11 protein-coding genes and 1 pseudogene are annotated in these 13,854 nt (G+C 38.0%); 4 read left to right on the top strand and 8 right to left on the bottom strand.

From position 1 onward, the window contains the following. Positions 1 to 73: 73 nt before the first annotated feature. Entirely contained in the window at positions 74 to 982 is a 909-nt protein-coding gene (gene miaA, locus J2T03_RS18140; RefSeq protein ID WP_307220727.1) for a tRNA (adenosine(37)-N6)-dimethylallyltransferase MiaA, read from the top strand. A gap of 99 nt (positions 983 to 1,081) precedes the next feature. Here the strand turns inward: miaA and J2T03_RS18135 are convergent, their stop codons facing one another. The 6 genes from J2T03_RS18135 to J2T03_RS18110 form a co-directional block, all read right to left on the bottom strand. Further along, positions 1,082 to 1,759 carry a hypothetical protein gene (locus tag J2T03_RS18135; RefSeq protein WP_307220725.1) on the bottom strand — a complete coding sequence of 226 codons (678 nt, stop codon included), beginning with the start codon at positions 1,757 to 1,759 and terminating at the stop codon, positions 1,082 to 1,084. Positions 1,760 to 1,763: 4 nt separating this feature from the next. Next, the gene (locus tag J2T03_RS18130) at positions 1,764 to 1,985 is read right to left on the bottom strand and encodes a DUF2188 domain-containing protein (RefSeq protein ID WP_307220723.1); all 222 of its coding nucleotides are present in this window, start codon (positions 1,983 to 1,985) and stop codon (positions 1,764 to 1,766) included. Positions 1,986 to 2,301: 316 nt separating this feature from the next. Then, a complete protein-coding gene (locus J2T03_RS18125; protein WP_307220721.1) occupies positions 2,302 to 3,714 on the bottom strand; it encodes an efflux transporter outer membrane subunit in 1,413 nt (470 codons plus the stop codon). A 143-nt stretch (positions 3,715 to 3,857) separates the two neighbouring features. Further along, on the bottom strand, positions 3,858 to 7,040 hold the full coding sequence (locus J2T03_RS18120; protein ID WP_306844913.1) for an efflux RND transporter permease subunit: 3,183 nt from the start codon (positions 7,038 to 7,040) through the stop codon (positions 3,858 to 3,860). 40 nt (positions 7,041 to 7,080) lie between these two features. Further along, complete coding sequence (locus tag J2T03_RS18115) at positions 7,081 to 8,241, bottom strand: efflux RND transporter periplasmic adaptor subunit (RefSeq protein ID WP_307220719.1); 1,161 nt, start codon at positions 8,239 to 8,241, stop codon at positions 7,081 to 7,083. A 352-nt stretch (positions 8,242 to 8,593) separates the two neighbouring features. Continuing rightward, positions 8,594 to 9,190 (bottom strand): TetR/AcrR family transcriptional regulator, encoded by a 597-nt coding sequence (locus J2T03_RS18110; protein WP_306844911.1) that lies wholly within the window; start codon positions 9,188 to 9,190, stop codon positions 8,594 to 8,596. Between the two features lie 156 nt (positions 9,191 to 9,346). Between J2T03_RS18110 and J2T03_RS18105 the strand changes: the two genes are divergently transcribed. After that, positions 9,347 to 9,901: a thioredoxin family protein gene (locus J2T03_RS18105; RefSeq protein WP_307220717.1), complete on the top strand. Its 555-nt coding sequence runs from the start codon at positions 9,347 to 9,349 to the stop codon at positions 9,899 to 9,901. A gap of 86 nt (positions 9,902 to 9,987) precedes the next feature. Here J2T03_RS18105 and J2T03_RS20505 read toward each other — a convergent pair. Further along, a pseudogene (locus tag J2T03_RS20505) lies at positions 9,988 to 10,065 on the bottom strand (DUF3892 domain-containing protein); the annotation flags it as partial. Positions 10,066 to 10,106: 41 nt separating this feature from the next. After that, a complete protein-coding gene (locus J2T03_RS18100) occupies positions 10,107 to 11,012 on the bottom strand; it encodes an AraC family transcriptional regulator (RefSeq protein WP_306844906.1) in 906 nt (301 codons plus the stop codon). 123 nt (positions 11,013 to 11,135) lie between these two features. Here J2T03_RS18100 and J2T03_RS18095 point away from each other — a divergent pair, with 123 nt between their 5' ends. After that, the gene (locus J2T03_RS18095) at positions 11,136 to 12,365 is read left to right on the top strand and encodes an MFS transporter (RefSeq protein WP_306844904.1); all 1,230 of its coding nucleotides are present in this window, start codon (positions 11,136 to 11,138) and stop codon (positions 12,363 to 12,365) included. A 2-nt stretch (positions 12,366 to 12,367) separates the two neighbouring features. Further along, complete coding sequence (locus tag J2T03_RS18090; protein WP_307220715.1) at positions 12,368 to 13,846, top strand: trehalase family glycosidase; 1,479 nt, start codon at positions 12,368 to 12,370, stop codon at positions 13,844 to 13,846. The last annotated feature ends 8 nt before the right edge of the window (positions 13,847 to 13,854 follow it).

Below are 13,854 nucleotides of genomic sequence, written 5' to 3'. Positions count from 1 at the left end.
TTTGGAAATCACAATTAATGATGAAGATTTTAGATTCCATATGACCTTTAAAAAACAAACAGATAAACTACATATGAAAAATTTGATTTCTGTTGTAGGGCCCACCGGAATAGGCAAAACGAGACTTGCAATTGATCTGGCAAAGCATTTCAATACGGAAATTGTTTCTTGTGATTCCCGCCAGTTTTTTAAAGAAATGAAAATAGGGACAGCATCGCCGTCGGAAGAAGAACTGGCGGAAGCCCCTCATCATTTTATCGGAAATCTTTCTGTTCAGGAATACTATTCTATCGGACAATACGAGGAAGATGCGTTAAAAAAACTTAATGAACTTTTTGTCAATCATGACACTGTTATTTTGGTCGGTGGAAGTATGATGTATGAAAAAGCAGTTATTGAAGGATTGAATGATCTGCCTGAAGCTGATGAAAACAATCAGAAGAAATTACAGGAAATCCTTGATACGGAGGGAATCGAAAAACTTCAGCAAATCCTGAAAGAACTTGATCCTGAATATTTCGAAGTGGTGGATTTTCACAATCACAGAAGACTTTTACGGGCTATTGACGTGATCTGGCAGACGAATAAAAAATACTCTGAGCAGATTGCTGTTTCCCAGGATTCCAGAGACTTTAATGTGATCCGTATCGGAATTGAAGCTCCAAGGGAAGATTTGTATGACAGAATCAATAGCAGGGTAGATATCATGATGGAGAAAGGGCTTTTGGCGGAAGTGGAAAGTTTAGAGAAATTTAAAGATCTTACAGCGTTAAAAACTGTTGGATATGCAGAATTATTCAAATATTTCGACGGAGAATGGGATCTGGAATTTGCCGTTTCCGAAATTAAAAAGAACAGCCGCAGATATGCCAAGCGTCAGTTGACGTGGTACAGAAAAGCGGATGATATTCACTATTTGCCATTGGGATATTCAAAAGAGGATTTTGATGGGTTGATTAAGTATGTAAGTGAGAAAATTTGAAATAAATTAATGAAAATTTTAATAAAGCTTTGTATACTTATAAAAAAACTGAACCTCATAAAAATGAAATTCAGTTAATAGTGCTAGCTGTAAATTAATTTAGGCAGCGTCCCAGATTTTAATAATTTCTAGACATTCCTTTTTATAGGAACTAATAATATTTTTTTTTGCAGTTGAATTTGATATAAATCCACTACCAAAAATATCCAAAGAAATACAGAATTCAGGCAAAACAATCTGCTTTCCCTCTGTTACATTTTTCTCTAGAAAAGTACAAATTCCAGAAGCAATAATTTGTTGTTGTTCTGTATCAAAGTAGTTTGATTTTGAGATATGAAGCTTAATCCCTCCAAATACTTCATTTCCGTTAATTATCGTTTTGAAGATAATTTCAGGTGCTATAATTATTGAAATTCCATTAACCTCTATATCATTTTTAAACTGTTTTGGATTCAAAAATTCTAAATTTTCATCTTTAAAAACCTTAGGGATTTTCAGCATTAAAAATTTTTCTAATGCTTCGATTGAAACAGTTTTGTCACTTGATTGCCTTTTTGATTGTGGGACTCTTGCTGATAAGTTTGCCAAAGCATCATCTATATGTTTCAGAGAGCCATTATTCTTTAATGTTTTTCTAATTCTCGCTTTTGCAAGCTGATAATAAGCAATTCTAAATAGATTAGGCTTTTTTTGTTGCCTAATAATTCTTTGCTTTTTTGAATCAGTAGCTTTTACAAAATCTGCATACTGATTTATGGATATGATACACTTCTTCATAAATTTAACCTTTAGGTGGGAATGTATCATTTCCATAAGAATCTTTTGCTCTTATTTGTCCATTTTGTCTATGTATTAATAGTTCGGACTGATTGTTTGTGGCGACATTTTTAGCTATTTGGATAGCTTTCTTCTGCGTATCTACAATTCTATACGCTTTACTACTATTGGCAGTTTTAACTTGCCAATTTTCTCCTTTTGGAGTGACATGTACATTTTTTTTCATTGGTACAAAATTTAATATGTTAAAAATATGTTAAAAACGCACCAAAATTTGTTTCAAATATAATTATTTATACCTTTGCACACTTAAACGATCAAATTCAGTGTTTCTAAAAGGCTGAAACCAACTTTGGTGCAAACTAGCACTAAAGTTTTTTCGCACAAAAAATATTCCATTTTAATTTTTAATGACAATGTGTTAAAAAATGTGACATTGTTGCTTTTGTGACAAATTGTCATACATTTGTTAAGGAAATTATTTGAGAAAAATAAAAATGCGATCCCGAAAGACCGCACTCCAAACAATATAATTAAATTTACTACTTCCAACCGCCGCCAAGAGCTCTGTAAAGATCTACAATGCTGCTCAGCCTCTGTCTTTTTACAGACGCAAGATTCAGTTCAGCCTGCAGAGAATTTCCCTGAGCTGTGATCACTTCTAAGTAATTGGCCATACCGCCTTTGTAAAGCATCTCGGCACTTTTTATTCCGTTTTTCAACGTTGACACCTGTTCTGTTGCTTTCTGTTCCTGAACTTTTAAGCTTTCATTGGAAACCAAAGCATCGGAAACTTCACCCACAGCATTTAAAACAGATTGACGGAAGGCCAAAACGTTTTTCTCTCTCTGGATTTTAGCTACATTCAGGTCGGTTTTTAACTGTCTTTTCTGAAAAATTGGCTGGGTAATTCCTCCCAATACAGATCCGAACAGAGAGGCCGGAATCTGGAACCAATTATCAATTTTAAATGAATTTACGCCTCCGCTTGCTGTAATCTTCAAAGCCGGGTACATATTTGCCTGAGCAATTCCCACCATTGAATTGGATTCCAACAGAACCAGTTCCTGCTGACGGACATCCGGACGACGGCTCACCATTGCTGCCGGAAGTCCTGCTGAAATACCCTGTGGAAGAGAAGTGTCAGACATTTCGATTGTTCTGCTGATTTTAGTCGGGTTTTCACCTACAAGAATACTCAAAGCATTTTCCTGGATTGCAATATTTTGTTCCAATTGAGTAATCAAGAGCTCCGTAGACTGTTTCTGTGCCGTAGCCTGCTGAACACCTAAAGAAGTTGTATCACCGCTTTGCCACATTTTTTCAGTAATCGAAAGGGTATTGGTGCTTAATTCCAGATTTGATTTTGCAATATTTAATTGCTTGTCAAGCATCAACAGGTTATAATATCCCTGGGCAATCGCTGCTACAACCTGTGTCTGAATTGCTTTTGTAGCTTCATAAGTTTGCAGGTACTGCATTCTTGAAACTTCCTGCTGATTTTTGATCTTACCCCAGATGTCAGCTTCCCATGAAAGGTTGAATGCAGCATTGTAATCTTCAACGTGGTTCTGGCCTAAAAATGAATTTAAGCTTTTCCCGTTCATGCTGTTTTCCGAAGGTTTTGAAATTTGCGCGGAAACTGCAAAGCCTACATCAGGATATTGAAGATATTTTGCCTGTTTCAGTTTTTCCTGTGAAGAAGCTACCTGTTTCAGAGCGATCTGCAGATCATAGTTATTTTTTATTCCTTTTTCAATCAGTCCCTGTAAAATGGGGTCGCTGAAAAACTGTTTCCATTCCAGGTTGGCAACACTTGCTGTATCAGCAGTTGCTGTGTATTGGAATTTTTCCGGGAGCTGAAGGTCCGGCTCCGTGTATGCCAGTTTTGACACACACGAAACCGCGCCTAAAGCCAATATAAGTGTTAGAAGAAAATTCTTAATTCTTTTCATAGTTTTAAATAGAATTTTAATTGAAAACAAAACTTTGAGATGCTTTTATTGCAAAGAGTCTTTAGTAGGAGAAATTTGCATCAATGATGTCAGTTTGAATAGTTGCTTCTCTATTGATCCCAAAGTTTTGTATATCATATGTATTAATGTGCAGGGGCTAAAAGTTCTTCCTCCAATTTCTGTTTTTGAAGTCTTCTCTTTTTCCTGCTAGGCATTTTTTCATGCAGATACTGGAAGATCACATACATTACCGGAATAATGAAGATCCCGAATACTACACCTGTAAACATTCCTCCTACGGTACTGATACCGATAGAGTGGTTACCTTTTGCTGCAGCTCCCTGTGTCCAAACCAGTGGAAGCATACCGATGATAAAAGCAAATGAGGTCATCAGAATAGGTCTCAAACGTAATCTTGAAGCCTGAAGTGCTGATTCAATCAGTGTTTTTCCTGCTTTTCTTCTCTGAACGGCAAACTCTACAATCAGAATTGCGTTTTTCGCTAACAGCCCGACCAGCATGATCAAACCTACCTGAACGTAAATATTATTGTCAATTCCCGCTAAACCAGTGAAAGCAAATACTCCGAAAATCCCTGTAGGAACTGTCAAAATAACAGCGAACGGAAGGATATAACTTTCATACTGGGCAGCCAATAAGAAATACACAAATAGTATACTTAACATGAATACAAATGCAGTCTGGCCACCTGTTTTGATCTCCTCACGGGTAATTCCCGTCCATTCATACCCGAAACCTCTCGGAAGTGATTTCTGAGCCACTTCTTCTACAGCTTTAATGGCGTCTCCGGTACTGTAACCAGGTTTTGGAGTTCCGTTAATGGTTACTGCATTGAACAGGTTGTTTCTTGTTACGGTTTCAGGGCCGAAAGTTCTTTTTAAAGTGACCAAGGTTTTTACAGGAACCATTTCACCTAAATTATTTTTAACGTAAATTCCTTCCAGGGAATTCGCGTCTGTACGGTAAGGAATATCTGCCTGGGCCATTACCCTGTAATATTTCCCGAACCTGTTGAAATCCGAAACAAAGCTACTTCCGTAATAGATCTGCATGGTCTGCATCAATTCTGTTATGGAAACACCCAGCTGATTGGCTTTATCCGAATCTACATCAATTGTGTACTGTGGATTTCCGGCAGCATAAGTGGTAAAAGCAAATGCAATTTCAGGACGTTTCATCAGTTCGCCGATGAAGGCTTGGGTTGTTGTTCCCAACTGTTCAAAAGAGCCGTTTGTTTTATCCTGAAGCATGAATTCAAATCCGGAAACGTTACCAAATCCCTGTACTGTTGGGAAATTGAAGAAGAATGCATTGGCATCTTTCACCTGCGCAACTTTCCCTGTCAATGCTGCTGCAATCTGGTCAGGATCTTTCATTTCACCGCGGTCTTTATAATCTTTCAGTTTGATAAAACCGGCAGAATAAGGGGAAGCGTTGGCATTACTGATAAAGTTCATCCCATCGGCTACCCAAAGGTGATTCATGGCTTTTTCAGCATTTACAATTTTATCGATCTGCTCAGTCGCTCTGTTCGTTCTGTCCAGTGAACTTCCCGGAGGGGTATTCACGGCATACAGAACAAATCCCTGGTCTTCTGTTGGAATAAATCCTGTAGGCGCTTTATTGATTAAGAAAACACTGGCAGCAATGATAACAGCTAGTCCTCCTACTGCAACCCATTTGTTTTTGATTAAAAACTTAAGGCTGTAGATATATTTTCTGGTCATATTATTAAATGCGACATTGAATGCATTGAAGAATTTCGCTCCAAAACCTTTTTTATGACCGTGCTCGCCATGTTCCCCCTGAGGATCGTTCAGGAATAAGGCACATAAAGCAGGACTCAACGTTAATGCATTTACTGCTGAAATCATAATTGCAATGACCAAAGTAAAAGCGAACTGTCTGTAGAAAACTCCCGCAGGACCCTGCATGAAACCAACCGGAATAAATACAGCACACATGACCAGGGTAATGGAAATAATAGCGCCGGAAATTTCACTCATGGAATTTGTAGTGGCCTGCTCTACAGGCATACCTGTCTGTTCCATTTTGGAATGGACGGCCTCTACTACCACAATGGCATCATCCACCACAATACCGATGGCGAGTACCAAGGCGAACAACGTCAACATATTGATACTGAATCCAAATAATTGCAGGAAGAAAAAGGTACCAATAATCGCAACAGGAACTGCAATCGCAGGAATCAATGTAGATCTGAAATCCTGAAGGAAAATATATACTACAATAAATACCAGGATAAATGCAATCACCAAAGTCTCAACCACCTGATGAATAGAAGCATCAAGGAAATCTTTGGAATTGTACATAATGATCGGTTTCACCCCTTTTGGAAGGGTAGTGGAAAACTGATCCACCTGTTTTTCAATTTCAGTTAAAATTTCATTCGCATTGGAACCTGCAGTCTGAAGAATAGCGAATCCTGCTACAGGTTTACCGTCCACTCTGTTGGCTGCTGTATAAGTATAGGAACCGAATTCTACTCTTGCTACGTCTTTTAATCTTAAAAACGAGCCGTCATTATTGGCTTTAATAGCAATGTTTTCGTAGTCTTCATTTTTGCTTAATTTACCTTTATACTTTAGAATATATTCGTAAGTTTCTTTACTTCCCTGACCGAGACGTCCCGGGGCAGCTTCAAGGTTGTGGTCTTTGATAGCAGCCATTACTTCCTGTGGAGAAAGATTATTAGCGGCTAATCTGTCTGGTTTTAACCAGATTCTCATCGAGTAATCCCTCGTTCCGAAAACCTGAGCCTGGGCAACACCCGGAATACGCTGTATCTGAGGAATAACATTGATCTTAAGATAGTTTTGAAGAAACAGTTCGTCATATTGTTTAGGATCATCACTTGACAGTCCCATGAACATGATCATACTGTTCTGTACTTTCTGTGTGGATATTCCGGCCTGAACGACTTCCTGAGGAAGCTGGCTCATTGCTTTAGATACACGGTTCTGAACGTTTACGGCAGCATTATCTGCATCTGAGCCCTGCTTGAAGAACACGCTCAGGGTCATGGTACCGTCGTTACTTGAATTGGAAGTCATGTAGGTCATATTCTCAACCCCGTTTACAGCTTCTTCAATAGGAACGGCAACGGAACGGGCTACAACTTCAGCGTTCGCACCCGGATAAAATGCGGTTACCTGAACGCTGGGAGGTGCAATATCCGGAAACAGCGTGATCGGCAGGTTGAAAACCGAAAGAGCTCCCAGCAATAGCAGTATGATGGAGATGACCGTTGATAGTACCGGTCTTTCTATAAATTGTTTTAACATAAGAAGTTTATTTTTTTAAGTCTTCTGTATATGGAATAGGTTATAAAGGTTTAGCTCTCAATAAGCTGTCAGATGAAATTGCTTTCGGCTTGATAGAAGCTCCATCCTTTAAGTTTCCGATTCCGGTGTATACGATTTTCTCACCCGGAGAAAGTCCTTCAGAAATAAAGTAATAGCTTTCGGTTTTTCCTGAGATTTTTACCGGTTTGCTGGTTACTTTGTTGTCTTTACCTAAAATATAGACATAGGTTTTGTCCTGAATTTCAAAAGTGGATTCCTGTGGAATGACAACAGCATTGGAAAGCATCTGAGGCATGCGCACTCTTCCTGTATTTCCTGTTCTTAAAGCACCTTTTGCATTAGGGAAAACTGCACGAACGGTGATGGCTCCGGTAGTTTTATCAAACTGTCCGTCTACAATACTCATTTTACCTTTTTCAGGGTAAGTGCTGTTGTCTGCGATCACCAGATCTACCATTGGCATATTCTTCAGCTTTTCATCTAAAGTTGCTCCGGGATATTTATTCTGAAATGCAATGAAATCCAATTCACTTAAAGAGAAGTAGGCATAAATTTCGCTGATATCCGATAATAGCGTCAATGGGCTGGGATCTGTTCTTGAGATCAGACTTCCTTTTTTGTAAGGAATTCTTCCGATATATCCGCTTACAGGCGCTGTAATGGTGGTAAATCCTACATTGATTTTAGCGCCTCCTACAGATGCTTTTGCCTGTGATGCGGCGGCCACTGCGGCGGCGTAGTTTGCTTTTGCTGTTTTCATCTGCACATCAGAAACTACTTTAGCAGCTACCAGTGGCTGAAGTCTGTCAACTTCCACTTTAGCTTTCTGAATATTGGCATTGGCCACCTGCAAATTGGCCTGGGCCATATTCATTTGCTCGCCATATGCTCTTGAGTCTATTTTAAATAAAGGCTGTCCGGCTCTTACATAAGAGCCCTCTTCCACGTAGATCCTGTCCAGGTATCCATCGACCTGAGATCTGATCTCTACGTTATTTTTACCTTCCAGTGCGGTAGGGAATTCCTGATATGTTGTAGCTGGAGAGGTGATCACGGTGTAAACCGGAAGTTCCGGAGCAGGCGGTGCTGCATTGGAACCTTCTGCTGCTTGGGTACAGTTCTGCAAAAGGATAATACTTGATATAAGTACGATAAACCTTATTTTTCCAGGTATTTTCATTGTTGGTTTAATTTTTTTAATGAAGTGTTAAATTTAAGTAATAGTGTTCTTTTAAATGAATTCTGTTATTTTTCCTAACGGTGTTAATGATTTGTTCAAAAAAAATTTCAGAATTTTTAATAAAGGAGTCAGATCGTCATTTTCATAATTGCTGTCTGTTTTTTAATGTTGAAGTATATAAATGAGGTGTATTAAATGTGTGTTAAATTATCTAACGGTGTTAAGTGAATGGGGGAAATTTGCCCTGAAATATTGAATGATAGTTTCCATGTTTTTTAGTTTTTAACTGAATAATTTACCGATATTTGATGTTATTTTTCCTAACGGTGTTAATTTTTGGTTCAAAAAAAATTTATAAAGACTTAACGAAAGCGGAAACCGTTTCGTCTAAAGTTGTTTTATTCATTGTAGAAGGAATATCCGTATTTCGCATCATCATAATAGAGATCAGTCCATGCACAGCTGAAAATAGAGCGTGTGACATATGGCAGGCATTATCCGGATTAGATCCGTTTTTCTTGATGATATTATAGGTACACTCATAAATAAGGTCCTGGAATGACGAAAATTCTTCTTTCATCTGACCTTTTCCACTGCATTGCATTCCTAAACCGAACATCAATTGGTAGTATTCCTTATTTTTAAAAGCAAAATTCCAGTAGGCATCTACTATAGCAATAAGCTGTTCCTCAGGAGTATCAAATTTTCTCTGTGCTTTTAAGAGTTCTATGTGAAGACTGTGAAAGCCGTTCAGGGAAATTTCATATAAAATTGCTTCTTTGTTTTCAAAATAATCATACACTACAGGAGCACTGTACTCAATAGCATCTGCAATCTTACGCATCGAAAGTGATGCCCAGCCCTCTGTTTTAGCCAAACCGAAAGCCGCCTGCAAGATATTTGCACGGATAGATTCTTTCTCTCTTTGACGACGTTCATATAGGCCCATGATTTTTATTTACTAACAGTGTTAGCAAAACTACAAACTTTTTAATATATCTTCCAAATAATATTTGATAATTAACATTTAACGCAAGTTTATAAATTACTGAATTGGCTTGTATTAAAAGAAACTTTATCTTTGCGGATAAAGAAAATAAAGGATATGAATACTCCCTCAAATATGCTGGCTCTAGGAACCAAGGCTCCTTTTTTTGAGCTTCCGAACCCTTCAAAGGCTAATGAGATCCAATCTCTGGAAGATCTGAAAGGTGAAAAAGGAACACTGGTGATCTTTATGTGCAACCATTGCCCGTTTGTTCTTCACGTGATCGACAAGATCAACGAATTGTATGAAGATTATAATGATAAAGGGATTGAATTTATTGCGATCAATGCCAATGATGTAGAAAAATATCTGGCTGATGCTCCGGAAAAAATGATAGAATTCCAGATCGAAAGAAATTTTGATTTCCCTTATTTGTACGACGAAAGTCAGGCCGTTGCTAAAGCTTATGATGCTGCATGTACACCGGACTTTTATTTCTTTGATGATAAATTAGACCTTATCTACAGAGGACAAATGGATGATTCAAGACCTGGAAATAATAAAGATGTAACCGGGGAAGATCTGATCATTGCTTTCGAAAATCTTTTGTTGGGGGAACCGCAGGAAGAGATCCAAAGACCAAGTATGGGGTGTAATATCAAATGGAAATAATACTGAATGGTTGAGATTTTGACCATCATATAAATAAGTATAAAGCTGTTCTTTTTCAAGAGCAGCTTTTCTATGCCCAGACTATTTTATGGACATTCCGGAAGTGACAATAAATTATTTTTTACTGTACTGTCTGCTTCAGTCCTTAAATATTGGGTGCCATTGCTGGTTTTCCATCAACAGGATAAATTAATTGACAAAGGATTTAAAAACTGGCCTTAACCTTAGCTTCATTCTCAACCTTTAAATCCACATTTACATTATTATGGGAATAGTTTTTAATAAACTCAGAAGGCGTCTTCTCCGTATACTTTTTAAACATCCTGTTAAAATAAGTTACATTATTAAATCCGCAGCTGTAACTGCATTCTGAGATACTCTTATCCTGAGCCATCAGCAGACATGCCTTATTAATACGATACCGGTTTACGAATTCCGTAAACGTGATCTGGGTGGCTTTTTTGAAAAAATTACAGAAAGCCGGAAGCGTGAGGTTCGCAATTCGTGCTACATCTTCGATATTGATTTCCTGATCATAATTATGTTCTACGTAAGTAAAGATGTTCTCCAGTCTTGTCTTGTTTTTTGAGATAATGGTGTAAGGCATGATTTCTTTGTTCAAAAGATCATAATCTTTACATTTTGAAAGCTCAAACAGAATTTCCAGCAGGAGCAGATATCTTTTGTAGCCTTCGGATTCCAGCATCAGTTTTAGTTTGGGAAGCATCACTTTTTTGATCTTATGAGGAAAATGAATTCCATATTTCGAAATTTCCAACAGATTTTTGATCGATCGGGCTTCCACTTCCTGTTGCGGGAACTGAAGAATTTCCTCCCTGAACTGAAGGACAATTTCTTCATGAGGATCTGTAGAATTTAATCCAAAACCTGAATGCGGAATATTGGAACCTATTAATACCAAATCACCATTCGTATAATTGCTTTTGTGATAGCCCACATGGCGGGTTCCGTTTCCAGAAACAATACATACAAGTTCGATTTCGGGATGGTAATGGTACTCCCATTTAAATTCTGAAATCGGCGAATTGTTGTGCAAAGTGCGGAAGGAACTCTTTTCGTCAGGAATTATTCTTTCAAAACTAACTTTCATCTGATTAATCGTATTTATTCAATAAAAATACTAATTATATTAATATAGTTCAAATATTGATTTATTGTGTTAAATTAATGTTAACCTAAATGCTTCTATCTTAGCTGACAAGAAATGATCTCCATGAAAAATTTCAATATTAAAGCTGTATTATTTTTGAATTATTTTGTTTTTGCGATTCTTTTGAATTCCGTGGGAACCGTTATTCTGCAGGTACAGCAAAACTTCGGAATCTCAAAATCTTCTGCAAGCGTTCTAGAAGGCTTTAAAGATCTGCCGATTGCCATATGCTCATTTATTCTGGCTTCATTTCTGCCCAAAATAGGAATCAAGAACTCTATGCTCATTGGGCTTTTTCTGGTGAGCTGTATGTGCTTTGTAATGCCATTTTCAAATGACTTCTGGTTTTTCAAATTGCTATTTGCTATTGTAGGAATTTCATTTGCTTTAATAAAGATCTCAGTTTTTACTTCTATTGGTCTTGTCACCGATACAGATAAAGAGCATTCGAGCTTTATGGGATTTCTGGAAGGTTTTTTTATGATCGGTGTACTGGCGGGAAATGTACTTTTCAGCTTGTTTATTGATGATCACAATCCGAAATCTACCCAATGGCTGAATGTATATTGGGTGTTGGGAGCACTTTCCGCATTGTCATTTTTGTTTTTATTCTTTTCAAAGCTAAATGAAAACGAAGCCAGAAGCGAGAAAACTGATTTGCTGGGAGATCTGAAGAACAGTATCAGTTTATTCAGTTATAAAAAAGTATTGTTTTTCCTCTTGTGTGCCTTCTTATTTGTACTGGTAGAACAGAGCTTCCAGACATGGACACCTACTTTTTATAAAGAAATATTAAAACTTCCTACTTCTATGAGTATCCAGGCGGGAGCAGTTCTGGCAGGAGCTTTTGCACTGGGAAGATTCTTATCGGGGTTTTTCTCGAAAAAATTCAGCTGGATCTATGTGGTTTCTTTCTGTGTGGTCGGGTTTGCGGTAAGTATTATTTTGGTTCTGCCACTGACTCATAACATTCGGATTGATGAAGGAACAGGATGGTTTAATGCACCTCTTGTGGTGTATTTATTTCCTTTAATGGGAGGTTTGCTGGCACCTATTTACCCAAGTATCAATTCTGTGATCCTGGCATCCATTCCAAAATATTTACACAGCGCCATGTCCGGGCTGATTGTGGTTTTTTCTGCGATCGGCGGAACGATTGGCTCTATGATCACCGGTTTTGTTTTCCAGGAATTCAGTGGGCAGCAGGCATTTTATCTTTCACTGATTCCGCTTTCACTGCTGATCATTTCAGCTATTTTCATGAATAAATTAAAAATAAATCCTAAGAAATAATAATGAATAAACAGCTTTACATAAAGGAAATTCAGGCTCTTTTTGATGTTGTACAGAGAGCACAGATCTTTGAGGATCAAAAGATGATGACAGATGCCGTTCCGATGTTTCCTGTTTCTGAGATCAATGCAGAGTATAACAAGAAAAAGAGCAGTGAAGGGTTTGATCTGAAAGATTTTGTAATGGCCAATTTTGATTTTCTGGAAGCTAAAATATCAATTCAAAGGGAAGATCACTTGCCGATCGAGCAACATATCGAAAAGCTTTGGGATGAACTGACCCGTACGGCTTATGAAGAAAAAGGAACATTACTAAAGCTTCCAAAACCATACATTGTGCCGGGAGGCCGTTTTAATGAGTTCTTTTATTGGGACAGCTATTTCATTATGCTTGGTCTACAGGTTTCCGGGAGAACGGAAATGATGGAAAACATTGTGGAGAACTGTTCATATCTAATTCAAAATGTAGGCTTTGTTCCAAATGCAAGCAGAACACATTTTTTGAGCCGTTCACAGCCTCCATACTTTTCGCTGATGCTGGATCTGCTTTTTGAAACCAACAATGACGAAAAAATTTATACTCAATATCATGACACTTTAGAAAAAGAATATGCTTTCTGGATGAACGGGGAAGAATGGCTGGACAACGATTCCACTGTAGAACGAGTGGCAAAGACAAAGAACGGAGATATCCTGAACCGTTATTATGATGCAGAAAATGCCCCACGCCCTGAAAGTTATCTGATTGATATTGAAGACAGCGAAAATACAGGAGAGGAATTCTACCGTAATATAAGAAGTGCCTGCGAATCCGGCTGGGATTTTTCCAGCAGATGGTTTGCAGACGGAGAACACATACAGACGATAGAAACACTGAATATTGCAGAAGTGGATCTGAACAGCCTTTTATGGCATTTGGAGAAAACACTGGCACAATCTTCAGCGCTTCTGAATCTGACAGAAAAAGAAAATTATTTTACTGAAAGAGCAGCAAGACGCAGACAGATGATCAATATATACTTTTGGGATGAAAATACTGAATGTTATAAAGATTATCACTTAAAAAAACACAAAAACACACCGTCTGAACATATTGCTGCTCTTTACCCTTTATTTCTGGGACTGGCAGACCAGGCACAGGCAGAATCTGTTGCCAGAAATATAGCAGAGAAGTTCCTGTATCAGGGAGGTCTTGTGACCACTACAAAGAAAACCGGCCAGCAATGGGATCTTCCAAATGCATGGGCCCCATACCAGTGGTTAGGTTTCAAAGCGATGAAGAATTACGGCTTTAATGAACTGGCTGCGGAAATAAAAAACAACTGGTGCGGAAATGTAGAAAGGGTATACAGCAACACCGGAAAATTAATGGAAAAATACAATGCGTTAGATACTGAAACAATTGCGGGAGGCGGAGAATATCCGAATCAGGATGGATTCGGATGGACAAATGGGGTCTATCTTAAATTAAAACAAAACTAACTATATAA

The sequence above is a fragment of the Chryseobacterium lathyri genome (genome assembly GCF_030812195.1).
GTDB classification, from domain to species: Bacteria; Bacteroidota; Bacteroidia; order Flavobacteriales; family Weeksellaceae; genus Chryseobacterium; species Chryseobacterium lathyri_A.
The sequence above is the reverse complement of the archived record's forward strand: the minus strand, read 5'-3'. Positions and strand labels throughout refer to the sequence as shown.